Source organism: Falsirhodobacter sp. alg1 (genome assembly GCF_000739715.2).
Taxonomy (GTDB): domain Bacteria; phylum Pseudomonadota; class Alphaproteobacteria; order Rhodobacterales; family Rhodobacteraceae; genus Falsirhodobacter.
Genome location: NZ_BBJC02000004.1, coordinates 248,152 through 273,863, shown reverse-complemented (window position 1 = coordinate 273,863; position 25,712 = coordinate 248,152). Strand labels below are relative to the sequence as shown.

The following is a 25,712-nucleotide window of genomic DNA, read 5'->3' as shown; positions in this document are numbered from 1 at the left end:
TATGGCCACCAGCATCGATTATGGAAACCTGATGCACCGCGCGATGCGGTCGCTGATCCAGAATGTCCTGACGGATGTCGGGCAGAACGGTTTGCCCGGGGCGCACCATTTCTTCATCACCTTCGATACGACGCATCCCGATGTGCAGATCGCCGATTGGCTGCGCGCACGCTACCCCGAGGAAATGACGATCGTCATCCAGCACTGGTTCGAGAACCTGACGGTAACGGACGAAGGCTTCACGATCACGCTCAACTTCGGCAACCAGCCCGAACCGATGATCATTCCGTTCGATGCCCTGCGCACCTTCGTCGATCCGTCCGTGGAATTCGGGCTGCGGTTCGAAACGCAGGAAGGCGAGGATGACGACGAGGAAGAGGAAGAAGACGACCTCCCCCCCGACGACCCCCAGCCCCCCCATAACGCGCAGGTCGTCAGCCTGGACCAGTTCCGCAAAAACTGATCGCAGACGGCGGTTGGTCCGGCCTGCCGATTGACCCCTCCCTTTCTCCGTCCTATCAACATGCGCAGATAGAAGGAGGATGGTCATGACCGCGACCCGTACCGAGACCGACAGCTTCGGCCCGCTTGAAGTTCCCGCCGACAAATACTGGGGCGCGCAGACACAGCGATCCATCCAGAACTTTCCGATCGGCTGGGAAAAACAGCCCGTCGCGATCATTCGCGCCCTTGGTGTGATCAAGAAGGCCTGCGCCCTTGTGAACAAGGCGCAGGGCGATATGGACGCCGAAATCGCGGATACCATCGCCGCTGCCGCGACCGAGGTCATCGATGGCAAGTTCGACGACAACTTTCCGCTGGTCGTCTGGCAGACGGGATCGGGTACGCAATCCAACATGAACGCGAACGAGGTCATCTCGAACCGCGCGATCGAAATGCTGGGCGGCACAATGGGTTCGAAAAAGCCCGTGCACCCGAACGATCACTGCAACATGGGCCAATCCTCGAACGATACGTTCCCCACGGCCATGCATGTCGCCATCGGCATGATGGCCCGCGACGTACTGATCCCCGGCCTTGAAAAGCTGCATGCGGCACTGGCGGCAAAATCGGATGAATTCAAGGATATCATCAAGATCGGCCGGACGCATACGCAGGATGCCACCCCGCTGACGCTTGGGCAGGAATTCTCCGGCTATGCCAAGCAGGTTGAAAAAGGCATCCAGCGGGTCAAGGCCTGCCTGCCCGACATCTACGAACTGGCACAGGGCGGTACCGCCGTCGGAACCGGCCTGAACACGCGGGTGGGCTGGGATACACGTGTTGCGGCTGAAATCGCCGCGATCACCGATCTGCCTTTCGTGACCGCGCCCAACAAGTTCGAGGCACTGGCCGCCCATGATGCGATGGTCATGTTCTCGGGTGCGCTGAAAACGGTTGCGGCATCGCTGTTCAAGATTGCCAACGATCTGCGCCTGCTCGGTTCCGGCCCCCGCTCGGGCCTTGGTGAACTGATCCTGCCGGAAAACGAGCCCGGCTCCTCGATCATGCCCGGCAAGGTGAACCCGACCCAGGCCGAAGCCCTGACCATGGTCTGCGCGCATGTCATGGGCAATGATGCGGCAATCGGCTTTGCCGGTTCGCAAGGGCACTTCGAATTGAACGTGTACAACCCGATGATGTCGTACAACGTGCTGCAATCCATGCAGCTTTTGGGCGATGCCGCAGGGTCGTTCACCGACAACATGGTTGTGGGCACAAAGGCCAACACCACGCGGATCGACCAGCTGATGCGCGAATCGTTGATGCTGGTCACGGCACTGGCTCCGACGATCGGCTATGACAACGCGACGAAAGTTGCCAAGACTGCACATAAGAACGGCACGACACTGCGCGAAGAAGCCATCGCGCTTGGTCTTGTGGATGGTGACACATTCGACCGTGTCGTCCGTCCCGAAGACATGATCGGCCCCAAAGGCTGATGACGAACATCGTCAACCTGCGCACCGCCCGCAAGGCGCGTGACACCGCCAAGGCGCGTGCGCAGGCTGACGCCAATGCGACGAAGTTCGGCCGGACCAAGGCCGAACGCCTTCGCCAGCAGGCAGAAGCCGACAAGGCCGATCGCACCCTCGATTCCCACAAGAAAGAATGAGCGGGCCGGAAAAGCATTCGCTGACGTTGCACGGCCACCGCACATCGGTGACGCTGGAACCCCAGTTCTGGCGTGCATTCCGCAGCATCGCTGGCGAACGGGGCCAGCCCGTCAACCAGCTTGCCGCGGAAATAGATGCAATCCGCGGCGATGCGGGTCTGGCATCGGCTATTCGCGTGTATGTCCTGGAATGGTATCAGGCACGCTAGGGCATCAGCCCAGACGCCCCAATACCGGCACATTTTCCAGAAGGAAGAACGACAGTGCCGAGAACAGGCCTGTCAGCAGCGCAACGCCCACGGCAATCAGCAGCACGCCCATCACCCGCTCTATCACGCCCATCCAGGGCTTCAGCCGATTCATCAGCCCCATGGCGCGGGTAATGAACAGCGCCGCCAGAAGAAACGGCAACCCCAGCCCCAAGGCATAGATCCCCAGCAGCATTGTACCACGCGCCACATTCCCCTCGGAAGCGGCGAGCGACAGGATGGTTCCCAGTTGCGGGCCGATGCACGGTGTCCAGCCGAAGGCAAAGGCCAGCCCGAGGATATAGGCCCCCATCGCCGAACCACCCCGATCCCCCGCATCAAGCCGCGTATCCCGGTCCAGCATCGAAATACGGAATACACCCAGAAAATGCAGACCGAATACGATGACGACCAGGCCCGATACCTTTGTCATGATCCCCTGGTACTGTAGCAGCGCTGCGCCGATCGCGGAGGCTGCCAGACCAAGAAACAGAAAGACCGTCGAGAGACCCAGCACGAAAAACAGGGCAGGCAAAAGAATGGCACGGCGACGCTGGGTCTGGATGTCCGCCATGCTGATCCCGCCCATATAGGCCAGATAGGGCGGCACGATCGGCAGGACGCAGGGGCTCAGAAAGCTGAGGATGCCCGCGGCAAAGGCAATCATCAGCGCAGGCAGCAGCCCGGCATCTAAAAGTTCAAATCCGGCCATGATCTCTCCTTCGGATCTCCGAATACCAGATTTATGCCTCAGGTCACCCCTCCTGCACCGTCACATTGACGTGGCCCATGAAAAAGGGCGCCCGAAGGCGCCCTTTTATCAGATCAGCTGGCCCACCAACCGCGGCGGCGCTTCGGCGCCTCCTCGGTGGCCGGTTCCGGTGTTGCAGCAGGTTCAGGGGCCGGTACGGCGGCCTCCACTGCCTTTTCCTCGACCGCGGCAGGCTCCGCTTTCGTGCGGCGCGTCCGTTTCGGCTTGGGCGCCTCTTCGGCCGCGGCCTCGGGCTCTGCCTTCTTGCGGGTCCGCGGGGCGCGCTTCGGTGCCGGAGCTTCTTCTGCCGCGGCAACCTCTTCGGTCTTCTTGGCCGATGTGCGACGGCGCTTCGGCTTCGGTGCTTCTTCGGCCATTGCGGGTTCTGCCGCAGCGGCCTCGGCCGGTGCCTCGGTTGCCGGTTTCCGGCGCGTGCGTGTCACACGTTTCGGTTTCGGCGCTTCGGCTTCGGGCTCCGGCGCAGGCTCTTCTACTGCCGGGGCGGTTTCAGCCACGGGTGCGGGCTCGGGCGTCTGCGGCTCCACCGGGGCTTCGGCGACCTCGACGGCCACACTCTCGCCACCGGCAGTATCCTCTGCCGTCACGGTTTCCGGAGTGGATTCCCCCGTGTTCGCATCATTGCCGTTTCCGCCACGACGACGACGGCGACGGCGACGCTTCTTCTTGGCCGGCGCATCGGATTCTGCCTCGGCCTCTACGGCTTCCGCTTCGGCGTCATTCTCGACCTCCGCTTCGACGTGATCCGGCTCATCCTCTTCCAGCGGAAGATCGTCTTCGTCCTCGATCAGATCCCCCATCAAGGAGGCATCACCGGACACGACCAACGGTGCTTCCGGAACGATACGGGTCGCGGTCTTGAACTTCTCGATCGAGTAATCCGGCGAAACCAGATGCGGATCGGCCTCGATCCGAACGGCCATACCGTAACGCGCCTCGATCAGGGCGATGTGCTCCCGCTTGTTGTTCAACAGGAAGTTCACAACCGCGACAGGTGCGCGCAACAGCACCTCCTTGGAACGTTTGCGCGTCCCCTCCTCTTCCAGCTGACGCAGGATTTGCAGGGCAAGGCTGTCATCCGAACGGATCAGGCCCGTACCGTGGCAGTGCGCACAGGGTTGCGTGGTTGATTCCAGCATTCCGGGGTGCAGACGCTGACGGCTCATCTCCATCAGGCCGAAACCGGAAATGCGACCAACCTGGATCCGCGCCCGATCGGTTTTCAACCGCTCTTTCATGCGCTTCTCGACGGCGATGTTGTTCCGACGCTCGTCCATGTCGATGAAGTCGATCACGATCAGCCCGGCCAGATCGCGCAGGCGCAACTGGCGAGCAACCTCTTCGGCGGCCTCAAGGTTGGTCTTCAGCGCCGTATCCTCAATGGAGCCTTCCTTGGTGGCCCGTCCGGAGTTCACGTCAATCGCCACAAGCGCCTCGGTCACGCCGATCACGATGTAACCACCCGATTTGAGCTGCACGACCGGGTTGAACATCCCGCCCAGGTAGCTTTCGACCTGATAGCGGGCGAACAGCGGCATCGTATCATTGTAGCGGATCACCTGACGCGCATGATGCGGCATGATCATCCGCATGAAGTCCTTGGCGGTCCGGAATCCTGCTTCGCCCTCGACCAGAACCTCGTCGATCTCACGGTTGAACAGGTCACGGATGGACCGTTTGATCAGGTCGCCTTCTTCATAGATCGGGGCCGGAGCGACGGATTTCATCGTCAGCTCGCGGATCTGCTCCCACAGGCGCATCAGATATTCGTAATCGCGGCGGATTTCGGCCTTCGTGCGTTTTGCACCCGCCGTACGGATGATCAGACCGGCACCTTCGGGTACCAGCATCTCGCTTGCGATCTCTTTCAGTTTCTTGCGGTCGGCCACCTGCGTGATCTTGCGGCTGATGCCGCCGCCCCGCGCCGTGTTCGGCATCAGGACGCAATAACGCCCGGCAAGGCTCAGGTAGGTGGTCAGCGCCGCACCCTTGGTGCCACGCTCTTCCTTGACGACCTGCACCAGAAGGATCTGGCGGACCTTCACGACTTCCTGAATCTTGTAGCGACGGGCACGCGGCTTGCGCGGGGCGCGAATTTCTTCGGCCATGTCCTCTTCGGCGACGGATTCGATCTCGTCGTCACTGTCGTCCTCATCCTCGTCATCCGCATTGGAGGATACGGGCGCCCGCTCCTCCTCCTCGTCACGGGCCATCGCCCGCTCTTCGTCCAGCAGCGCCTGACGGTCTGCTACGGGGATCTGGTAGTAATCGGGGTGGATTTCGGCGAATGCCAGAAAACCGTGGCGGTTGCCGCCGTAATCGACAAAGGCCGCCTGCAACGAAGGCTCGACCCGCGTCACCTTCGCCAGATAGATGTTCCCCGAGATCTGGCGTCTGTTGACCGTCTCGAAGTCGAACTCTTCAACCTTGTTTCCGTCCACCACAACGACCCGGGTTTCCTCCGGGTGCGTTGCGTCGATAAGCATTTTTTTGGCCATGGTCTTCCGATGCGCCCGGACAGACGCGGCCGATCCCATGGGGACGGGCTGCTGTCTGGCGGTGGCGTCTTGCAAAGGCAACGGGGGGAGAGCGGTGCGGATACGGGGCACTGTTCAAGCACCTCTCGCGTCCTGTCCGTTCTGCTTCGCCCATCGCGGTTCTATCCCGGGCGCGAACCGCGCCCTTGTGAAAGGCCCGGTATCGGTCAGGACAGCGGGCAAACATCTGTGGCCTTGCGGCCGAAAAATGCGCCCGTCGCGGCCTCGGGGCTTCCCCCATGGTCCGCAAGAGCGGCAAAACTTAACAATGCGGTAGGCCCTTTTCGGCGCATACATGCATTTCCCCACCTTAATGGCAGGTTTGCAGCAAATACAATGGCTGTTTTCCACAGGCTTGTCCGGAGCGTGGGGGCCACGCTCCGGAAATCCTCAGACGTAATCGGCCCGTTGCAGGCTGTATTTGGCCATTTTCTCGTTCAGAGTCCGGCGTGGCAGACACAGCTCTTCCATCACTCCGACGATGGAGCCCTTGTGGCGCCGCATCGTATTGTCAATCAGCATCCGCTCGAATGCCTCGACATAATCCTTGAGCGGCTTGCCCTCGGTTGTCAGGGCAGGACCGGAGGCCTCATTGTCCGCCATGAGCAGCGAAGCGATGGAGCCGGAGCCGCGGCGGTTCTGCAATACGGCGCGCTCGGCGATGTTCACCAGTTGGCGCACGTTTCCGGGCCAGGGGGCCTGCAAAAGCTGCGCCGCTTCCTGTGCCGTGACCTGCGGAGCCTCGCAGCCATATTCCTCGGCAAACTGTTCGGACATCCGCGTGAACAGGGTCAGAATGTCCTCTCCGCGCGTCCGCAAGGGCGGCAACAGGATCGTCATTGCTCCAAGGCGATAGAACAGATCGGGGCGCAGCACATCCTCCAGTGTGGAATCGGGGGCATGCTGGTTACAGATGGCGATGATCCGCGTTTCCGGGGGAACAGCCTGATCATTGATAAGGGTCAGAAGGCGGGATTGCAGCGGATGGCTCAGGGCCTCCACATCCTCAAGGCACAGGGTTCCGCCACGGGCCTCGTCAACGAGGGGCAGACCGCCCTCCTCGACCGGGCCGAACAATTTCGCCTGAAGCTGGTCCTCGGTCCATGCCGCGCAAGAGATCGTGACGAACTTCTTGCCCGCACGCGGCCCCACGGCATGCAGCGCATGGGCTACAAGCGTCTTGCCCGTACCTGTTTCGCCATCGATCAGAACATGGCTGTCCGCCTGCCCCAGATCCAGAATATCCTCACGCAGCCGTTCCATCGCAGGCGAGGCGCCGATCAGCTTCTTCATGATCATGCTGCCATCGGCAAGCTCGCGGCGCAGGGCACGGTTGTCCAGCGTCATGCGGCGGGCCTGCGTCGCCTTTTTGGCCAGCTCGGTCATCCGGTCGGGGTTGAACGGCTTTTCCAGAAAATCATAGGCTCCGAGGCGCATTGCCTCTACCGCCATGGGAACATCGCCATGTCCGGTGATCATGATGACAGGCAGGCCGCTATCAAGGCTCATGAAGCGTTTCAGCAGGGCCATCCCGTCCATGCCCGGCATGCGGATATCGCTGACCACGATGCCTGGATAATCCGGACCGATCGCCTTCAGCGCCTCTTCGGCAGAGGCGTAGGTTTCCGTGTCGAAGCCGGAAAGGGCCAGCCATTGACTGACGGATTGTCGCAAATCTGCCTCGTCATCGACAATCGCAACTTTCATCGCCCGAGCCATTCAGACCTCATTCCACTGTTTCTGTTCGATCGTTAAATAGGGGCAGCTGCACTTCAAAAACAGCCCCGCCCCCGTCTGCATTCGTTGCAGTCAGCCGACCACCTAGATCTTTTATGATCCCTGACGAGATGGCGAGGCCAAGGCCCACGCCCTCTCCGGGCTTTTTTGTCGTATAAAACGGCTCGAACAAATTCGAGAGATCGGCAATTCCGCTGCCGTTGTCCTGCACGGTCAGGCTGACCGTGGTGCCCTCGGTCAGGGCGATATCGATCTGCGGGGCATTCACCCCCTTTGTGGCATCCAGCGCGTTGCGCAGAAGGTTGATGATGACCTGTTCCAACCGCAGGCGGTCCGCCAGCACCATGATCGGACGCCGCGGGATCTGGCGGTTGATCCGGACGACCCGCACCTTCAGTTGCGGCTCCATCATCGACAGCGCAGCCGACACGCAATGCCGCACATCCACGGGTTCGAACGCCTCACCACCCTTGCGGGCATAGGATTTCAGCTGACGGGTGATTGCCCCCATCCGCTCGATCAGATCGTCGATCCGCTGGAAGGAAGACATCGCCTCTTCGGTCCGGCGGCGCTGCAACAACAGCCGCGCACCTGCCAGATAGGTCTTCATCGCCGCCAGAGGCTGGTTCAGCTCGTGGCTGACGGCTGCCGACATTTCTCCCAGGGCCGCCAATTTCGATGATTGCGCCAGCGTCGCCTCGGCAGAGGCAAGCTCTTTCTGCGCTTTCTCCCGCTCAGCGATTTCCCGCTGCAGACGCTGGTTCAGCAGGCGCAGTTCGGCGGATTCACGCTGGAAGGACATGCTCTGGGACCATGCGCGGCGCGACAGCATGTAGAATGTCGCGGCCAGCAGGATGGCAAATCCCATGATTTCAAGCGCCAGAACCGCGTTCACCCGTTCGCGCACGGTGTCATAGGCGGTATATGTGACCAGACGCCACCCACGGAACGGAACGCGTGCATCGGTGCGCAGCACAGCCTCTCCGCGCAGATAGGCATCGGGGGGTTCCTGTGCCCAGTCCGCCGTCACCTGAAACGCCCGCAGGATGGCCGAGGGCGGATCCTGCACCGCAAGGGCATCCTTGATGTCCAGCCCCCGCCAGCGCGGCTCGGTTGAAAGAACGACGACGCCGGAACTGTCGGTCACCAGAACCGCATCCTGCAACCCCGCCCAGGTACGTTCGTACTTCATCAGATCAACCACGACGGCCACGATGCCGATGACCTGATTGTCCTTCACCACCGCCCGGGAATAGGTGAAATCGAACGCGCCCTCGGTGCGCCGCGTGGCCGAGAACACGGTTTCATTCGTCCGCATCGCATCAACAAAAAACGGCTCCGACCGGTAGGTTGCCCCCAGCAGGTTGCGGTTCGTTGCCCCGACCACCCGCCCGCTGCGATCCAGCAACGAAATGGAGGCTGCGCCGATTTCCGTCTGGAACGAGATCAGTCGCTGCGAGGTGGAGGTATATTCATTCGATGACAACGCCCCGATCAGCGACGCGTCCCGTGCCAGCAGCAGCGGAACAACCGATGTCCGCTGCAGTTCGTTCATCATGTTGCCGGAATATAGCGCCAGACGGACTTCGGCACGATTGCGCGTCGTCTCGGTCGCCCGCTCGGTCATCAGGCGGTTCGTGATCAGGACGGTGGCCACGGCAACCGCCAGCATGATGGAGATGATGATGCGAAGCCGCCACGAAATACCCGTGCGCGCCTCCGCTTCCGATCTATCTTCCTGATCTTGCTTTATCATACGCGCAGGATATTCGCCGGGCGATCCACCCTCAAGCGGCGTACGGTCAGGCAAGCGCCATCTTGCCCAGCAGGCTGCTGAACAGCGCACGACCGTCGGAACTGCCCACCGCATCCTCCATCGCACGCTCCGGGTGCGGCATCATGCCAAGCACACGCCGGTTGGCCGACAGGACACCCGCGATGTTCTCCATGGCGCCATTCGGATTGTCGAGATAGCTGAACGCGATCCGCTCCTCGGCGGCCAAGCGGACCAGCGTTTCCAGATCCGCAGTGTAATTGCCGTCATGATGCGCGATGGGAACGGTGATTTCGGCACCTTTGGCATATTCCGATGTAAAGGCGCTATCCGATGTCTCAACCCGCAGCTTTACCTGACGGCAGATGTATTTCAGGCGGGAATTGCGCATCAGCGCGCCCGGCAGCAGACCGGTTTCGGTCAGAACCTGAAACCCGTTGCAGATGCCCAGCACATAACCGCCGCGTTCCGCATGCTGTGCCAGGGCCGCCGAGATGGGCGAACGTGCCGCGATCGCCCCGCAGCGCAGATAATCGCCAAAGGAAAAACCGCCCGGAACACCGACCACATCCACGCCTGCGGGCAGTTCGGTTTCCTTGTGCCAGACGCTGACAACCTCGGCCCCCGCATCGCGGAAGGCCACAGCAAGATCGCGGTCGCAGTTGGAACCGGGATAGGTGATGACGGCGGCTTTCATGGGCGCGGACTCCGACAAATGGGGAATTGGTGCCCGCGCATACCGCATATGCAAGCGCGAAGCCAGACCCAAGGCTTGACTTCCTGCCGCTTCGGGGCCATTTGGGCAACAACCGTACCGCCCGCTGCCGCGTGAGCAGCCTCCCAATGGGCTTCGGTCATCCGGTTTCCGCCATCACGCAGGGGCAACCCATCGCAAATTCAGGGGATACCCATGACCACATTCGCCGATCTCGGCCTTAGCGAGACATTGCTGAAGGCGTTGAGCCATACGAAGCTGACCACACCGACGCCGATCCAGGCGCAGGCCATTCCGCATATCATGAAGGGCTCGGACCTCATGGGGCTGGCCCAGACCGGTACGGGCAAGACGGCGGCCTTCGGCCTGCCGCTGCTGCACCGCCTGCTGGAACTGCAGCACCCGCCCGGACCGCGTCACGTCCGCGCCCTCATTCTGGCCCCGACACGGGAACTGGTGACCCAGATTTCCGACAACATCACCATTTTCACCAAGGGCACACCTACCAAGGTGACGACCGTTGTGGGCGGTGCCTCGATCTTCCGCCAGTCCGAACGTCTGGCCCGCGGGACAGATGTGCTGGTGGCAACACCCGGCCGTCTGATCGACCTGCTGGAGCGTGGCGCCGTCTCGCTGGAGAAATGCGGCTATCTGGTGCTGGACGAGGCCGACCACATGCTGGACATGGGCTTCATCCACTCGCTGCGTAAAATCGCCAAGCATATTCCGCTCAAGCGTCAGACGATGCTGTTCTCGGCCACCATGCCGAAGGATATCGAAGAGCTTGCCCAGACCTATCTGCGCGATCCGGTAAAGGTTCAGGTCTCGACGGCCAACAAGCCTGCCGACAAGGTGACCCAAGGTGTTCACTACACCCCGCAGGGTGACAAGGCGCGCCTGCTGGAAGGCTACCTCAAGGAACATCCGGGTGAGCGTTCGATCGTTTTCGGTCGCACCAAGCATGGTTCGGAAAAGCTGATGAAGCTTCTGGTCAGCTGGGGATTCTCGGCCGGCTCGATCCACGGCAACAAAAGCCAGAACCAGCGGGACCGGACCTTGCAGGAATTCCGCACGGGGGCCCTGCAGGTGCTGGTGGCAACGGATGTGGCCGCGCGCGGCATCGACATTCCGGATGTGCGCCACGTGTACAACTACGATCTGCCGAACGTGCCTGAAAACTACGTCCACCGGATCGGCCGCACGGCCCGTGCCGGTGCCGAAGGACGGGCGATGGCCTTTTGTGCGCCTGCCGAAATGGGCGAACTGCGCGACATCGAAAAGCTGCTGAAGACCACCATCCCGGTTATGGGCGGTGCGCCTTGGGCCGCTGATGCCATTGCCGCAGCCCCCAAGCCCGGCCAGAATCGTGGCGGTCGTCCGCAGGGCCGTGGTCGTGCACCGGCCAAGGCGGGTGGCGCCCCTGCCGGTGCCAAGCCCAAATCCCGGCCGGCTGCCCAGGCCAAGGTCGGCGGCGCATCGGCTCCCCGCCGTCCGCGCAGCCGCTAAGGGCCACTTCCTTCCAAGAACGGGCTGCGCTATGGGAAACCATGGCGAAGCTCTACTTCCACTACTCCACGATGAATGCGGGAAAATCGACGCTGCTTCTGCAGGCGGCGCATAATTACCGTGAACGGGGAATGCAGGTCCTGACCCTGACGGCCGCGCTGGATGACCGCGCGGGCGCAGGGCGGATCGCAAGCCGCATCGGCATTGCCGAAACGGCCAGCACATTCACCACCACCTGTGACCTGTTCGAACGGCTCCGGGCCGAACAGGTTGCCTGCGTCTTTCTGGACGAGGCGCAGTTCCTGACCCCCGAACAGGTCTGGCAGCTGGCCCGTGCCGCGGATGATCTGAACCTGCCAATCATGTGTTATGGCCTGCGGGTCGATTTTCGTGGGCAACTTTTCCCCGGTTCCGCAACATTGCTCGCGCTGGCGGATGACTTGCGTGAAATTCGCACCATCTGCCATTGTGGCCGCAAGGCGACCATGGTCGTCCGCCTTGATGCGGAGGGCCATGCAGCGCGGACCGGTGCGCAGGTGCAAATCGGCGGAAACGAAACCTATGTGTCGCTTTGTCGTCGCCACTGGCGCGAAGCGGTTGAAGAAAGGGCCAGCCTTCGTGATCCCTGCGACTGAACGGATTGCCAGATGCTGATACGGCGCAATACCTCTACCGCACTTCGGCGATATGCACGGCTGGAATGTTCCGGCCTATGGCGGGAGAGCGAAAGCGCCGAACGCCGCGAAGTGGTCGTCTTCTTTCGCGAATCATCCCTGATCCTGGCAGATCCACGCAGTGACCAGCCGCTGACCCATTGGTCCCTGCCTGCGGTGCAGCGCATGAATGACGGGGTGCCTGCCATCTACGGCCCGGGCGGCGGCGACGAAGGCGAAACTCTGGAAATCGAAGAAACCGCGATGATCGATGCCCTGGAAACCGTGCATGGCGCAATCCGCGCAGCGCGGCCCCATCCGGGCAGGCTGCGCAATGCGCTTTTAGGAACCGGGCTGATTCTCGTGGTTGTCGCGGCCTTTTTCGTGCCGGGGGCCATCCGCTCCCATACGATCGAGGTTGTTCCGCAGGCCACGCGCACCAAGCTGGGTGATCTGGCGCTGACGGAAATGCTGCATCTGACGGGGGCCCCCTGCAGTGCGCCATTGGGCCGGGCTGCCACGGAAACGCTGGCCACACGGGTATTCGGGGCGGCATCGGTCAAAATCATGGTCATGCGGAGCGGGCTGACGCATCCCGTTCATCTGCCGAACCGCCAGATCCTTGTCCCTGCATCACTGGTAGAACAGCAAGACGGCCCCGAGGCTGTGGCCGGTGCGGCCCTGACCGAAGGGATGCTCTCCACGCTGGAGGATCCGCTGCGGCCGCTTCTGGAATATGCGGGCTTCTTTGCCACCCTGCGGCTGCTGACCACAGGCGAACTGCCCGAAGGCGCGCTGGACGGATATGCGGAGTTTCTGGCCGATTCTGCGGCGAAAGGAGTCTCTGGCGATGTACTGCTCAGCCGTTTTGCCGCAGCAAGGATTCCGCTGACACCCTACTTGCGCAGCATGGGGGCCGGCAGTGACCAGACGGCCGCGCTGATGGCCGCCGATCCCTATCGCGATGGGGCCAAGCCCCCGATCCTGACGGATAACGAATGGATCAGCCTGTCGAACATCTGTCGCTGACAAGCATCCCCTGCGCCGGACAATGGCGCAGGGGAGATACGCTTATTTCGTGCCGAACATCCGGTCGCCCGCATCACCGAGCCCCGGCACGATATAGCCGTGATCGTCCAGCCGGTCATCCACCGCAGCCGTGATGATCGGCACATCCGGGTGCGCGGCCTTCATCACCGCAATCCCTTCGGGCGAGGCCAGAAGGCACAGGAAGCGGATGTTCTTCGCCCCTTTGGCCTTCAGCAGGTCGATGGCCGCCACCGATGAATTGCCTGTCGCCAGCATCGGATCGACGGCAATCGTCAGACGGTCCTCCAGCGCATCCGGCACCTTGGCGTAATATTGCACCGGCTTCAGGGTTTCCGGATCACGGTACAGACCGATGAAACCCACACGCGCGGCCGGAACCAGCTCCAGCACACCGTCAAGCAGCCCGTTCCCCGCCCGCAGGATCGAAATCAGCGCCAGCTTCTTTCCGTCCAGAATCGGCGCGTCCATCGGCATCATCGGCGTATCGATCTTGACCGTGGTCATTGCCAGATTGCGCGTCACCTCATAGCCGATCAGCAGGCTCACCTCGCGCAGCAGGCGACGGAACTCGGCGGTGGAGGCCTCACGCCTGCGCATCAGCGTCAGTTTGTGCTGCACCAGCGGGTGGCTTACAACGGTAAGGTGGTTATCCATCGACTATCTCCTTCGGGCGGTCAGGTGCGGCTTAATGCCGGTATCCCCAGGTGATCCGCAATCAGTTTTCCGACACCGACAAACGGAATCAGCCCCAGTTCTCCGGTCAGGCCCGCGACCAGTACCGGCACACGTTCGCGGGTATGGTCGTTTCCATGCCATGTCGGATCATTACCGTGGTCGGCGGTAATGACCACGATATCATCGGGGCGCAGACGCGGAAGAAGTTGCGCCACGGCCCCATCGAACCATTCCAGATGGCGGGCATACCCCGGCACATTGCGGGGATGGCCGTAAACACTGTCGAACTCTACAAAATTGGCAAAGACGAAGGCACCGTCCTCTGCCGTATCGGCCAGTTCCAGAACGTGGTCGAACAGGGCTGCATCATTCGCGCCCTTATGCAGATGTGTGATACCCCGATGCGAGAAGATGTCGCCGATCTTGCCAACCGCATGGGTGACATGGCCCGCCTCCTGCGCTCGATCAAGCAAGGTGGGGGATGGTGGCGCAATCGCGTAATCCCGCCGGTGGGGGGTGCGCTGGAAGGAACCCGGCGCCCCCACGAAGGGCCGGGCAATGACCCGCCCCACCCGGCGCGCGTGCAGCATCGGGGCCAACCGCTCACACAGGGCCAGAAGCCGGTCCAGTCCGAAGGTTTCCTCATGTGCCGCGATCTGAAAGACACTGTCGCTGGAGGTATAGCAGATAGGCCGGCCATTCCGCATATGCTCGGCGCCCAAGCGGTCGATCACCGCCAGCCCGCCGGAATGGCCACCATCCAGAATGCCGTCCACATCTGCCAGACGGCAAATCTCGGCCACCAGCTCGTCATCAAAGGGCGCGCGAGGAAAATAGGTCCAGTCCCATGGAACGGGAACGCCCGTCAGTTCCCAATGGCCCGACGGGGTATCCTTGCCCGGTGAAACCTCGGTCGCGGCCCCCCACATGCCCGCGGGTGCCGCCCCCAGACCATGCACCTTCAGCCCGCTTGCCAGATGCAACGCGGCGCCAAGGCCAAGCCTGTCCAGCGTCGGCAACTTGAGCGGGACAGTCTGCGCGATATGGCCGACCGTGTTGGACCCCTCATCGCCAAATACCGTTGCATCCGGCGCCCCCCCGATGCCCACACTGTCCATGACCAGAAGAAATGCGCGGCTCATCGGATTCTCATATGTACAAGCGGAGGTTCTTCCGGCGTTGCGGGGGATAGGCGATATGCGGCCTGCACGGCAGCCACAGCCCGAAGCGCCTCTGCCTCGGTTGCGGCATGTACCATCCCCAGCGGTACGCCTTCTTCCATATCCTCGCCAATGGCCGCCAGCTCCGAAAGGCCGACCGAGGGATTTATCCGCCCCCCGGGACGGGACCGCCCCGCCCCCAGCGCATGAACGGCGCGGCCGATTGCCTCGGCATCGATGGCTGCCACGAAACCGTCAACCGGTGCGGGAATTTCACGCGTAACGGGGGCGGCAGGCAGACGGTCAGGCCAGCGGTCGACAAAATCGGCCGGTCCACCCTGCGCGGTAATCATGCGTGCGAAATATTCGGCGGCACGACCGGATTCCAGCGCTTCGGCAATGCGACCCTCTCCTTCCTCGGCATCGGCCGCCAGACCACCCAAGGCCAGTGCCTCGCCACCAAGGGCCACGGTCACCTCCCAAAGCGCCATATTCACCGAAACCCCCGTCAGGGTTTCCATGATCTCGGCCACTTCCAGCGTATTGCCCACAGCGGTCGCAAGGGGCTGCGACATGTCCGTGATCAGTGCCGAGGTCATGCAGCCAGCCCCCTGGGCAGTGGATACAAGCGCGCGGGCCAGCGCCTCCGCCTCGGGCATGGTCTTGGCAAATGCGCCCGAGCCGACCTTGACGTCCAGCACCAGCCCTTCCAGCCCTGCCGCCAGTTTTTTCGACAGGATCGATGCCGTCATCAGATCAAGGCTCTCGACGGTGCCCGTCAGATCACGCAGCGCATACAGCCTGCGATCGGCAGGCGCGATGGTGCTGCTGGCGGCCACGATGGCACAGCGCACATCCTCTACCTGTCGGCGCAACGCGGTTTCATCCAGTTCGGTCCGGAAGCCGGGAATTGCCTCCAGCTTGTCCAGCGTACCACCTGTATGGCCCAGACTGCGGCCCGATATCATCGGAACATAGGCCCCGCAGGCCGCCAATGCCGGGGCCAGCAAAAGGGATACGCAATCCCCGACACCGCCGGTCGAATGCTTGTCGATGACAGGCCCGGGCAAATCCCACGACATGACATGCCCCGAATCGCGCATACCGCGCATCAGCGCCACGCGCCCCGCTTCGGCCAGCCCGCGCGTACAGATACCCATTGCAAAGGCCCCTGCCTGCGCATCGCTGATCCGGTCGGTTCCAAGGGCAGCGGCAAAGGCCGCAATATCTGCCGGGTCGGCATCCGTGCCCCGGCGCAGGGCAGAAAGAACCGTTCTGGGGTCCATTCTCAGGCCCGGGTCATATGATCGGCAGAAAAGCTGCCGGGCAGCATGTCCGCCACCATCATGGACCGCACAACCCCGTCGGTCGTACACAGCGTGACCATAGCCTCAGGCCCCGCGAATTCCGCGATCTTCTGGCGGCACCCTCCGCAGGGCGGCACGGGATCGGGGCTGTCGGCGATGACCAGAACGTCGGCAATGCGCGTTTCACCGGCGGCAACCATGGCCGCGATGGCCCCCGCCTCGGCGCAGGTCCCTTCTGGATAGGCCACGTTTTCCACGTTACACCCGGCATAGATGCGACCGGACACACTTCTGACGGCTGCCCCTACACGAAACTTTGAATAGGGTGCATAGGCGTTCAATCGCACCTCGGTTGCGGCAGTCAGCAGGTTCGGGTCGGGGTTGGTCATTGCACACCTCGTATGGTTCGGGGCAAGTGTGGGGCCGCGACAGTCGGGATGCAAGTACGCCATAGGCGGGTTGTGCCCTGCAACAGATGGTTTAATGTTAAACCAGTTTTCGGAGGACGCTATGGAAGACCAGCGGCAGGACAAACCCCGCCACCCCGCGCTGAACTATCACGAGTTTCCGCGCCCCGGAAAGCTTGAGGTGCGGGCAACCAAGCCCCTTGCCAATGGCCGTGATCTGGCGCTTGCCTATTCCCCCGGCGTGGCCGAGGCCTGCATGGAAATCAAGGCGAACCCGCAGGACGCGAGCCGCTACACCGCGCGTGGCAATCTGGTGGCCGTTGTCTCGAACGGGACTGCGGTTCTGGGCCTTGGCAATATCGGCGCGCTGGCATCCAAACCGGTGATGGAGGGCAAGGCCGTCCTGTTCAAGAAGTTCGCCAATATCGACTGTTTCGATATCGAGCTGAACGAATCCGATCCCCACAAACTGGCTGATATCGTCTGTGCGCTGGAGCCGACCTTTGGTGCCATCAATCTGGAAGACATCAAGGCCCCCGACTGTTTCATCGTCGAGGAGCTGTGCCGCGCACGCATGAACATTCCGGTGTTCCATGATGACCAGCACGGCACCGCCATCGTCGTGGGCGCGGCCACGACCAACGCGCTGCATGTGTCGGGCAAGAAGTTTTCCGACATCAAGGTCGTATCCACCGGGGGCGGAGCCGCGGGCATTGCCTGCCTGAACATGTTGCTGAAACTGGGCGTGAAACGCGAAAACGTATGGCTCTGTGACATTGCCGGACTGGTCTATGAGGGCCGGACCGAAGAAATGACGCCGCAGAAATCCGCCTATGCGCAGAACTCCGACCTGCGGACGCTGGATGAGGTTATCGAAGGGGCCGATCTGTTCCTTGGCCTGTCCGGCCCCGGCGTGCTGAAGCCCGGGATGGTTGCGAAGATGGCGGATAAGCCGATCATCTTCGCCCTCGCGAACCCGACGCCGGAAATCCTGCCCGAACTGGCACGCGAGGCAAGCCCCGGCGCCCTGATCGCCACGGGCCGGTCCGATTATCCGAACCAGGTCAACAACGTCCTCTGCTTTCCGTTCATTTTCCGCGGCGCGCTGGATGTGGGGGCCAGCACGATCAACGACGAAATGAAGATCGCCTGCATCGAGGGCATCGCCGCCCTTGCCCGCGCGACCACCAGTGCCGAGGCAGCCGCAGCCTATCAGGGTGAACAGCTGACCTTCGGCCCGGATTACCTGATTCCCAAACCCTTCGATCCGCGCCTGATGGGTGTGGTCGCAACCGCCGTGGCCCGTGCCGCGATGGAAAGCGGTGTTGCTGCCCGCCCGATCGAGGATCTGGACGCCTATAAACGCGGGCTGGATGCATCGATGATCCGGTCCTCGCTGATCATGCGCCCCGTTTTCGAAGCCTCCAACCAGCACGCACGTCGCATCGTATTCGCCGAGGGCGAGGACGAACGCGTACTGCGGGCCGCCAATGCCATGCTGGAAGAAACCCGCGACAAGCCGATCCTGATCGGGCGCCCGGACGTCGTGGCGATGCGCGCGGAACGCGCCGGGCTCAGCATCCGCCCCGAGGTGGATTTCGACATCGTGAATCCTGAAAGCGATACGCGGTACCGCGACTACTGGGAAACATATCTGGGCCTGATGGCGCGGCAGGGGGTTACGCCCGATGTTGCCCGTTCGGTCATGCGGACCAACACCACCGCGATTGCCGCGACCATGGTTCACCGGGGTGAAGCCGACAGCCTGATCTGCGGCACCTACGGCCAGTATCTGTGGCACCTGAAATACGTGGAACAGATCCTTGCGCGCGACGGTCTGCATCCTGTGGGTGCCCTCAGCCTGATGATCCTGGAGGACGGGCCGCTGTTCGTGGCCGATACGCACATCCATTCGGAACCCACGCCCGAGCAGATCACCGAAACGGTGATCGGGGCGGCGCGGCACGTCAAACGCTTCGGCATCGCGCCGAAGGTGGCGCTATGTTCTTCCTCGCAGTTCGGCAACCTTGATAACGGATCCGGTCGCCGGATGCGTGAGGCGCTGGCAATGCTGGACGCAAAGCATGTGGATTTCACCTATGAGGGCGAGATGCACATCGATACCGCGCTGGACCCCGCCTCCCGCGCGCGCAGTTTCCCCGGTTCACGGTTCGACGGGCCGGCGAACGTTCTGGTCTTTGCCAATTCGGACACGGCATCAGGCGTTCGCAATATCCTGAAGATCAAGTCCAACGCGCTGGAAGTCGGCCCGTTGCTGATCGGAATGGGAAACCGCGCGCATATCGTGACGCCTGCGGTAACGGCACGCGGCCTGCTGAACATGTCTGCGATCGCAGGCACGCCCGTTTCGCATTACGGCTAGACGAACTGCTCGCTGATCAACCGCTCTTCCAGCCCGTGGCCCGGATCGAACAATATTCGATGCCGGACCGCGGGTTCGGAGCGGATCTCAACGAAAGACACGTTCCGTACAGACCGGCCATCGGCATCGGCCATTACGGGCCGCTTGGCCGGATCGATCACATCCAGCCGTACCACCGCGGTCTTGGGCAGCAATGCGCCCCGCCAGCGGCGCGGACGGAATGCGGCAACCGCCGTCAACGCCAGCACCGCCGCCCCGATGGGCAGGATCGCCCCATGCGCGGAATAGTTATAGGCTGTTGACCCCGCAGGCGTGGCCAGCATGGCACCGTCACACACCAGTTCTTCCATGCGGACCTTGCCATCTACGGAAATTCGCAATCGGGCGGCTTGTGGCCCCTGACGCAGCAGGCTGACCTCATTGATTGCCAGCGCCGATCGTGCCTCTCCGTCTACGGTTTCGGCATGCATGACAAGCGGGTTGATGATCTCTTCCTCGGCGGCGGCCAAACGGGCCGGCAGATCCTCCAGCGCGAATTCGTTCATCAGAAAGCCGACCGTACCACGGTTCATGCCATAAACGGGCAGCTCGCTTTCCCGCATGTCGTGCAACGTCTGCAGCATGAAGCCGTCCCCCCCAAGGGCGACGATCACATCCGCCTCGTGAAGCTCTGCCTGACCATGGGCCGCAACCAGCCAGGCGAAGGCATCGCAGGCCGAGGGAACGTTGCTAGCGACGAAACGGATACGCTTGAAGGTTGTCATGCCGACAGTCTTGCGGCGCGCTTTCGGAAAACTCAAGCAGCGAAGTTCGGGACAAAGCGGCACTGGGACAATTCCACCCCTTCCGACCCGCGCACGCCTGCGGTAAACAACCGCCAACGACAGCGTAGGAGAGCATGATGACCGCCCCGCACATCGAAGCCGGCTATTTCACCCAACAGCTTGCCGACAGCGATCCCGCGCTGTTTGCAACCATCACTGACGAACTTGGCCGTCAGCGCGACGAAATCGAGCTGATCGCGTCCGAAAACATCGTCTCCCTTGCCGTTCTGCAGGCGCAGGGTTCGGTCCTGACCAACAAATATGCCGAAGGCTATCCGGGCAAACGCTACTACGGCGGCTGCCAGCATGTGGATGTGACCGAAACGCTGGCAATCGAACGCGCCAAGGAACTGTTCGGGGCAGAGTTCGTGAACGTCCAGCCGAACTCCGGCAGCCAGATGAACCAAGCCGTGTTTCTGGCGCTGCTGCAACCCGGTGACACGTTCATGGGTCTCGACCTCAACTCCGGCGGCCACCTGACCCATGGCAGCCCCGTCAACATGTCGGGAAAATGGTTCAACGTGGTCAGCTACGGCGTGCGTGCGCAGGACCATATGCTGGACATGGATGACATCCGTGAAAAGGCCCGGACCCATAAACCGAAGCTGATCGTGGCCGGCGGCACCGCCTACAGCCGCTTCTGGGATTGGGCCGCGTTCCGCGAGATCGCCGATGAAGTCGGTGCAATCCTGATGGTGGATATGGCGCATATCGCGGGCCTCGTGGCCGGTGGCGTACATCCCTCGCCCGTTCCGCATGCCCATGTCGTGACCACCACCACGCATAAATCCTTGCGCGGACCGCGTGGCGGCATGATCATGACCAATGATGCGGCCATGGCAAAAAAGATCAACTCTGCCGTATTCCCCGGTTTGCAGGGTGGGCCGTTGATGCACGTGATCGCAGCCAAGGCCGTTGCCTTTGGCGAGGCGCTGCGCCCCGAGTTCAAGGCCTATGCCGCACAGGTCAAGGCGAACGCCGCGGCCATGGCCGACCAACTGATGAAGGGCGGGATCGACATCGTTTCCGGCGGTACCGACAACCACCTGTGTCTGGCTGACCTGCGTCCGAAGAAAGTAACGGGCAAAGCCGCCGAGGAGGCCTTGGGCCGCGCGCATATCACCTGCAACAAGAACGGCGTTCCATTCGATCCGGAAAAGCCCTTCGTCACCTCGGGCATCCGTCTGGGGGCCCCTGCGGGCACCACTCGCGGCTTTGGCGAGGCCGAGTTCCGGCAGATTGCCGACTGGATCGTCGAAGTGGTGGATGGCCTTGCCGCCAATGGCGAAGATGCCAACCAGAGCGTCGAAGACAAGGTTGCAGCCGAAGTGAAGGCCCTTTGCGCCCGCTTCCCGCTGTACCCGAACATGTGAACAAGGAAGGGGCCGAAAGGCCCCTTTTTCATGATGCTGAACACAGTCACACACCCCGCCCGCACCCCCTCCGGAAACGTGCCGCTTGTCATCGTGCACGGGCTTTACGGTCTGGGCCGCAATTTCAATTCCATCGCGCGGACATTGTCCGAAACCCGCGACGTCATTCTGGTCGATCAGCGCAACCATGGCGACAGCCCTTGGTTCGATACGCATGATTACCCCGCAATGGCCGCTGATCTGGCCGAGATGATCGGGAACGGCCCCGTGGACCTGCTTGGCCATTCGATGGGCGGCAAGGCCGTGATGCACCTGGCACTGACGCAGCCTGCCTTGGTGCGCCGGCTGGTCGTGGCGGATATCGCCCCTGTCGCCTATGATCATGACCAGACGCAATATATCCACGCCATGCGCGGGTTGAACCTGGAAGACCTGACCACCCGGGGCGAAGCTGACCGCCGACTGGCCGAAACACTTGGAAGCCCCGGCCTGCGGGCGTTCTTTCTGCAATCGCTGGATCTGAAGGCAGAGCCACCGCGCTGGAAACTGAATCTGGACGTGCTGGAACAGGATATTCCGAAAATCATCGGCTGGACCGATGCCGAAGGCCCCTTTGCGAAACCGACCCTGTTCATTGCGGGTGGTAAATCGGATTACATCACGGAACAGGAGCATCCTGCGATCAGCAAGCTGTTCCCTGCGGCGGATATCGTGACGCTGCCCGAGGCCAGCCACTGGCTGCATGCCGAGGCACCACGGGAATTCGAAGCGGCCGTGATGGCCTTCCTCGACGCTTAATCGATATCAGGGGCGATGGTCAGAAAGGCTGTTCGCCCCTCATACCGGAAAACGTAGCGTGACCGTGGTGGCGGAATCATCTGTTCCGCCAAAGACACTTCGACGCTGATCCCCTTGGCCAGCAGGTAGTCCTGCACCGAGGCCGAGGGCGACAGATCATTCCCAAGCACACGGATACGAACGGTATCGATGGCGCGCAGATGCGTGTCCAGAAGGCTGGCGGCTGTGGCATCCAGGGGTGCGGGGCGGTTCAATTCGGGGGCCGGCTGGAACACGGTCCGGCCATCGTGCAGCACATCTTCGGGTGCCGAAGGCTCTGTCTTGGCATTGGTGGCCATGTCCGCATCTTCTCCGTGTTGAGATTCAGGCGTAACAGAAGCAGGCGGGCAATCGTACCCGGCTATGGCATCTGCGGCGGATTTCTGCCCGCCGCAGCCTTCACATTCAGGCGATCTCGACCGAATATTTCTCGATAACCGTATTCGCCAGAAGCTTTTCGCACATCGCACGAACCTCGGCCTCGGCCGCGGTCTTGTCGGTTGCGGCCAGATCCAATTCGATCACCTTGCCTTGGCGGACACCTTCCACACCGGCAAAACCAAGCGTACCCAGTGCGTGACGCACCGCTTCGCCTTGCGGGTCAAGAACGCCGTCCTTGAGCATGATATGAACGCGGGCTTTCATCGAGTCACCTCAGTTAATAAGCGTGGGTTTGATAGTATGCGTAACATTGGAAGGCAGAACCCCCAAGCGCCGTGCCAATTCCGTGGACATATCGGATACCGGCCCCGGATCGCGCAGGTTCCCCTCGCTATCCAGGCCGCGCATGTCCCACAGGGTGCAATTGTCGGGCGTAATTTCATCGGCGATGATCAGACGCATGAAATCGCCCTCCCAGATGCGGCCGATCTCGACGCGGAAATCCGCAAGGCGCACACCGACGCCCATCATGACGCCTGACAGGAAATCGTTCAGACGCAGGATAAGTGCGACAATATCATCCAGGTCCTGCTGGTTTGCCCAGTTGAACGCGGTGATATGTTCCTCGGAGACAAGCGGAGTCCCAAGCTTTTCATCCTTGAAGTAGTATTCGACCACAGGACGCGGCAGCGGCGTCCCTTCGGGAATACCCAGCCGTTCGCAAATGCCGCCAGCGGCATAGTTGCGAACCATCACCTCCAGCGGTACCATTTCCGCCATGCGGACAAGCTGCTCGCGCATGTTCATCCGGCGGATGAAATGTGTGGGAACGCCAACACTGTTCAGCCCGGTCATGAAGAATTCCGACAGACGGTTGTTCAGAACCCCCCGCCCCTCGGGACGGCTGTCATCATGTTCCTGCGCTTCATCCTTGAAGTACTGGATCAGGGTGCCGGGTTCGGGGCCTTCGAACAGGATCTTGGCCTTACCTTCGTAAACCTTTATGCGGCGCGCCATACCAACTCCGAAAACCAAATGCAGACAGGGCGGCACATCGGCCACCCTTGCTGCTCTCCTGCGATATAAGGCAAGGCAGGTGTGGCCGCAACCATCAGAACAGGGACAGTTGATCGCCGGCACGCGGGGGCGGGCGGAACAGATCCAGCCGCATAGGCGGATGATGCAGATCCAGACCATGCCGCCGCATCGCCAGATCGAACTGTGCCCGTATGGTATCGGACCAGATCCCCTGCCCCCGCATCCGCCTGCCCCATTCCGGATCATAGTCCTTGCCGCCATGTGTATCGCGTATGCGCCCCATCACCTTGGCCGCACGATCCGGGTAATGGAGCCCGAGCCATTCACGAAACAGGGGGGCCACCTCCAGCGGCAAACGCAACATTGCCCAGTTGGCGGCGGTGGCCCCAGCCTTGGCCGCTGCCCCCAGCAGTGGATCGATTTCATGATCTGTCAGGCCGGGAATGATCGGGGACATCATCACCCGCACGGGAATGCCGGCATCGGCCAACCGGCGGATCACGGCCAATCTGCGCCGGGGCGCGGCGGCGCGCGGCTCCAGCCGCCGGGCAAGTGTGTCATCCAGCGTCGTCAGGGATATGCCCACCCGCAACAGTCCCTTTGCCGCCATGGGGGCCAAGATGTCGATATCCCGTTCAATCATCGCGCCCTTCGTGACGATCGCCGTCGGGTGATTATGGACCGAAAGAACCTCGAGGATCTGCCGCATCAGCAGATGGGCGGCCTCGATGGGCTGGTACGGGTCGGTGTTGGTACCAAGCGCGATCGTCCGCGGCGCGTAGGATTTTGCCCGCAACTCTTGCTCCAGCACCGCTGCAATGCCGGGCCGGGCAATCAGCCGCGTCTCGAAATCAAGGCCCGCCGACAGGTTCAGATAGGCATGCGTCGGCCGTGCAAAGCAATAGATGCAGCCATGTTCGCACCCGCGATACGGATTGATAGACCGGTCGAACGGCAAATCGGGAGAACGGTTATAGCTTATGGCGGACCGGGGACGCTCGAAGGTAACTTCCGTACGCAGCAGCCGTTCGTCTTCGGCCATTTCCCAGCCGTCATCGAAATTCGTACGGCTGCATGTTTCATACCGCCCTGTGGCATTGCTGGTCGCCGCACGCGCGCGTGTACGAAGCCCCGAGGGCACGGTTTCGTCAGTTGGTCCCATGGCGGCATCATGGAACATTCAACGAACAGAGTCCAATCTTGAAACCGGATCCTGCAAAGGCCATCTTGGGTGGATGCCAGCCCGTATTTTCCTGAGCCTGATCCTGATTGTCATCGCAGCCGCAGCTGCGACGATTGCACTGGCTATGGCATCGGGAATGCTGGGCGTGCTGGGGTTTGCCGCCCTGATCGGGGCGGCAATCATGATGCTCAGACGTTAGATCTGGCGTTCCGGCATGTTGACGACCAGGCCGTTCAGCTCTTCGGTGACCTTGATCTGGCATGTCAGGCGCGAACGCGCAGGATCGGGCTGCCACGCAAAATCCAGCATATCCTCTTCCATCGCGTCCTTGGCAGGCAGACGGTCCGCCCATTCCGGCGCAATGTAGACGTGGCAGGTTGAACAGGCGCAGGCACCGCCGCAATCGGCCTCGATTCCAGGTACGCCGTTATCGCGCGCACCTTCCATCACTGTCAGGCCGTTCTTGACCTCCACAACATGCTTTGTACCGTCGTGTTCGATATAGGTGATTGTCGCCATGGGAGCCCTCGTCTGGATTGCCTGGCCAATCACATATGCCAATCCGGATACAGTTTCCAGAGAGCGGTCTTCCCCCGATGCGCGCTTTGGGGCAGAACGATCGAAGCCGATGTCAGAGGATATGCCATGCACCGCTTTGCCCTAGTCTTTGCCCTGCTTCTGGCCGGATGCGGCTACCCCCATGTGCCGGATCCAGTCAATCCGGACCTGCGGGGCAAACCGCGCACGACAGAGCCGAAAGGGACCTGCTGGGAAGGCGCGGATACGGCGCGCACACGGGTGTTCTGCGACGGGGATTATACGGCAGAGCGGGTACAGACGCTACAACGCGCACTGGCCGCGCGGGGGCAATACACAGGCCCTGCAGATGGGAAACTAGGGGCAAGCACCAAGGCCGCCATCAGATCCTATCAGGTGCAATTCGGCCATGACGGAGATATGCTGACATGGCAGGCGGCAGAGGCATTAGGCGTGGTATCGCCCTTTGCCCTGCCAGAAGAAAAAGCCGCCCCGTAGGGCG

27 protein-coding genes are annotated in these 25,712 nt (G+C 61.9%); 12 read left to right on the top strand and 15 right to left on the bottom strand.

Annotation, left to right across the window (positions count from 1 at the left end; all coding sequences use genetic code 11):
- The first annotated feature begins 1 nt into the window (after nt 1).
- From TR36_RS09755 to TR36_RS09745, 4 genes are all read left to right on the top strand, one after another.
- Nucleotides 2–463 (top strand): SspB family protein, encoded by a 462-nt coding sequence (locus tag TR36_RS09755; protein ID WP_062763105.1) that lies wholly within the window; start codon nt 2–4, stop codon nt 461–463.
- A gap of 85 nt (nt 464–548) precedes the next feature.
- Complete coding sequence (gene fumC, locus TR36_RS09750; RefSeq protein ID WP_062763103.1) at nt 549–1,943, top strand: class II fumarate hydratase; 1,395 nt, start codon at nt 549–551, stop codon at nt 1,941–1,943.
- Nucleotides 1,943–2,116 (top strand): DUF4169 family protein, encoded by a 174-nt coding sequence (locus TR36_RS14775; RefSeq protein ID WP_067397926.1) that lies wholly within the window; start codon nt 1,943–1,945, stop codon nt 2,114–2,116. Before fumC ends, TR36_RS14775 begins: the two co-directional genes overlap by 1 nt.
- Nucleotides 2,113–2,325 (top strand): ribbon-helix-helix domain-containing protein, encoded by a 213-nt coding sequence (locus TR36_RS09745; RefSeq protein ID WP_045391273.1) that lies wholly within the window; start codon nt 2,113–2,115, stop codon nt 2,323–2,325. The genes TR36_RS14775 and TR36_RS09745 overlap by 4 nt, the downstream gene beginning before the upstream one ends.
- Nucleotides 2,326–2,329: 4 nt before the next feature.
- Here the strand turns inward: TR36_RS09745 and TR36_RS09740 are convergent, their stop codons facing one another.
- The 5 genes from TR36_RS09740 to purQ all read right to left on the bottom strand — a co-directional run bounded on the left by TR36_RS09740 (nt 2,330) and on the right by purQ (nt 9,878).
- Nucleotides 2,330–3,076, bottom strand: a complete 747-nt coding sequence (locus tag TR36_RS09740; protein WP_045391275.1) for a cytochrome c biogenesis CcdA family protein — start codon at nt 3,074–3,076, stop codon at nt 2,330–2,332.
- A gap of 113 nt (nt 3,077–3,189) precedes the next feature.
- Complete coding sequence (locus tag TR36_RS09735) at nt 3,190–5,631, bottom strand: ribonuclease E/G (protein ID WP_045391967.1); 2,442 nt, start codon at nt 5,629–5,631, stop codon at nt 3,190–3,192.
- A gap of 429 nt (nt 5,632–6,060) precedes the next feature.
- Nucleotides 6,061–7,389 (bottom strand): sigma-54 dependent transcriptional regulator, encoded by a 1,329-nt coding sequence (locus TR36_RS09730; protein ID WP_062763101.1) that lies wholly within the window; start codon nt 7,387–7,389, stop codon nt 6,061–6,063.
- Nucleotides 7,390–7,396: 7 nt separating this feature from the next.
- Nucleotides 7,397–9,079 carry an ATP-binding protein gene (locus TR36_RS09725; RefSeq protein ID WP_370553399.1) on the bottom strand — a complete coding sequence of 561 codons (1,683 nt, stop codon included), beginning with the start codon at nt 9,077–9,079 and terminating at the stop codon, nt 7,397–7,399.
- A 130-nt stretch (nt 9,080–9,209) separates the two neighbouring features.
- Nucleotides 9,210–9,878: a phosphoribosylformylglycinamidine synthase subunit PurQ gene (gene purQ / locus TR36_RS09720; protein ID WP_045391974.1), complete on the bottom strand. Its 669-nt coding sequence runs from the start codon at nt 9,876–9,878 to the stop codon at nt 9,210–9,212.
- A 213-nt stretch (nt 9,879–10,091) separates the two neighbouring features.
- On the opposite strand from purQ, the gene TR36_RS09715 reads away from it, so the two are divergent.
- Genes TR36_RS09715 through TR36_RS09705 form a run of 3 tightly spaced genes read left to right on the top strand, consistent with a single transcriptional unit; the run spans nt 10,092 to nt 13,084 of the window.
- A complete protein-coding gene (locus tag TR36_RS09715; RefSeq protein WP_045391278.1) occupies nt 10,092–11,402 on the top strand; it encodes a DEAD/DEAH box helicase in 1,311 nt (436 codons plus the stop codon).
- Between the two features lie 41 nt (nt 11,403–11,443).
- Complete coding sequence (locus TR36_RS09710) at nt 11,444–12,037, top strand: thymidine kinase (protein WP_045391281.1); 594 nt, start codon at nt 11,444–11,446, stop codon at nt 12,035–12,037.
- A gap of 12 nt (nt 12,038–12,049) precedes the next feature.
- Nucleotides 12,050–13,084: a hypothetical protein gene (locus TR36_RS09705; protein WP_045391284.1), complete on the top strand. Its 1,035-nt coding sequence runs from the start codon at nt 12,050–12,052 to the stop codon at nt 13,082–13,084.
- A gap of 42 nt (nt 13,085–13,126) precedes the next feature.
- Here the strand turns inward: TR36_RS09705 and upp are convergent, their stop codons facing one another.
- From upp to TR36_RS09685, 4 genes are read right to left on the bottom strand one after another with little or no spacing between them, the layout of a single operon-like run.
- Entirely contained in the window at nt 13,127–13,759 is a 633-nt protein-coding gene (gene upp, locus TR36_RS09700; RefSeq protein ID WP_045391289.1) for a uracil phosphoribosyltransferase, read from the bottom strand.
- A 20-nt stretch (nt 13,760–13,779) separates the two neighbouring features.
- Nucleotides 13,780–14,922, bottom strand: coding sequence for a phosphopentomutase (locus TR36_RS09695; protein WP_045391292.1), 1,143 nt, complete (start codon nt 14,920–14,922; stop codon nt 13,780–13,782).
- The gene (locus TR36_RS09690; RefSeq protein WP_045391295.1) at nt 14,919–16,226 is read right to left on the bottom strand and encodes a thymidine phosphorylase; all 1,308 of its coding nucleotides are present in this window, start codon (nt 16,224–16,226) and stop codon (nt 14,919–14,921) included. Before TR36_RS09690 ends, TR36_RS09695 begins: the two co-directional genes overlap by 4 nt.
- Before the next feature lie 2 nt (nt 16,227–16,228).
- On the bottom strand, nt 16,229–16,636 hold the full coding sequence (locus TR36_RS09685) for a cytidine deaminase (protein ID WP_062763099.1): 408 nt from the start codon (nt 16,634–16,636) through the stop codon (nt 16,229–16,231).
- A 121-nt stretch (nt 16,637–16,757) separates the two neighbouring features.
- Between TR36_RS09685 and TR36_RS09680 the strand changes: the two genes are divergently transcribed.
- Nucleotides 16,758–19,037, top strand: coding sequence for an NADP-dependent malic enzyme (locus tag TR36_RS09680; RefSeq protein WP_062763097.1), 2,280 nt, complete (start codon nt 16,758–16,760; stop codon nt 19,035–19,037).
- Here TR36_RS09680 and TR36_RS09675 read toward each other — a convergent pair.
- On the bottom strand, nt 19,034–19,801 hold the full coding sequence (locus TR36_RS09675) for an NAD kinase (protein WP_045391303.1): 768 nt from the start codon (nt 19,799–19,801) through the stop codon (nt 19,034–19,036). The two genes, TR36_RS09680 and TR36_RS09675, sit on opposite strands and share 4 nt — an antisense overlap.
- A gap of 137 nt (nt 19,802–19,938) precedes the next feature.
- On the opposite strand from TR36_RS09675, the gene glyA reads away from it, so the two are divergent.
- Both glyA and TR36_RS09665 read left to right on the top strand, forming a co-directional pair.
- Nucleotides 19,939–21,234 (top strand): serine hydroxymethyltransferase, encoded by a 1,296-nt coding sequence (gene glyA, locus TR36_RS09670; RefSeq protein ID WP_045391306.1) that lies wholly within the window; start codon nt 19,939–19,941, stop codon nt 21,232–21,234.
- A gap of 33 nt (nt 21,235–21,267) precedes the next feature.
- Nucleotides 21,268–22,032 carry an alpha/beta fold hydrolase gene (locus TR36_RS09665; RefSeq protein WP_045391977.1) on the top strand — a complete coding sequence of 255 codons (765 nt, stop codon included), beginning with the start codon at nt 21,268–21,270 and terminating at the stop codon, nt 22,030–22,032.
- Here the strand turns inward: TR36_RS09665 and TR36_RS09660 are convergent.
- From TR36_RS09660 to TR36_RS09645, 4 genes are all read right to left on the bottom strand, one after another.
- A complete protein-coding gene (locus TR36_RS09660) occupies nt 22,029–22,370 on the bottom strand; it encodes a hypothetical protein (protein WP_045391309.1) in 342 nt (113 codons plus the stop codon). The two genes, TR36_RS09665 and TR36_RS09660, sit on opposite strands and share 4 nt — an antisense overlap.
- Before the next feature lie 106 nt (nt 22,371–22,476).
- Nucleotides 22,477–22,716 carry a phosphoribosylformylglycinamidine synthase subunit PurS gene (gene purS, locus TR36_RS09655; RefSeq protein WP_045391312.1) on the bottom strand — a complete coding sequence of 80 codons (240 nt, stop codon included), beginning with the start codon at nt 22,714–22,716 and terminating at the stop codon, nt 22,477–22,479.
- Between the two features lie 9 nt (nt 22,717–22,725).
- Nucleotides 22,726–23,469 carry a phosphoribosylaminoimidazolesuccinocarboxamide synthase gene (locus TR36_RS09650; protein ID WP_062763166.1) on the bottom strand — a complete coding sequence of 248 codons (744 nt, stop codon included), beginning with the start codon at nt 23,467–23,469 and terminating at the stop codon, nt 22,726–22,728.
- Nucleotides 23,470–23,563: 94 nt separating this feature from the next.
- Nucleotides 23,564–24,652: a PA0069 family radical SAM protein gene (locus TR36_RS09645; RefSeq protein WP_062763164.1), complete on the bottom strand. Its 1,089-nt coding sequence runs from the start codon at nt 24,650–24,652 to the stop codon at nt 23,564–23,566.
- Between the two features lie 73 nt (nt 24,653–24,725).
- Between TR36_RS09645 and TR36_RS15770 the strand changes: the two genes are divergently transcribed.
- Nucleotides 24,726–24,872, top strand: coding sequence for a hypothetical protein (locus tag TR36_RS15770; RefSeq protein WP_192841340.1), 147 nt, complete (start codon nt 24,726–24,728; stop codon nt 24,870–24,872).
- Here the strand turns inward: TR36_RS15770 and TR36_RS09640 are convergent.
- A complete protein-coding gene (locus TR36_RS09640) occupies nt 24,869–25,192 on the bottom strand; it encodes a 2Fe-2S iron-sulfur cluster-binding protein (protein WP_045391986.1) in 324 nt (107 codons plus the stop codon). The two genes, TR36_RS15770 and TR36_RS09640, sit on opposite strands and share 4 nt — an antisense overlap.
- Nucleotides 25,193–25,318: 126 nt before the next feature.
- Here TR36_RS09640 and TR36_RS09635 point away from each other — a divergent pair, with 126 nt between their 5' ends.
- Nucleotides 25,319–25,708 (top strand): peptidoglycan-binding protein, encoded by a 390-nt coding sequence (locus TR36_RS09635; protein WP_062763095.1) that lies wholly within the window; start codon nt 25,319–25,321, stop codon nt 25,706–25,708.
- Nucleotides 25,709–25,712 lie beyond the last annotated feature (4 nt).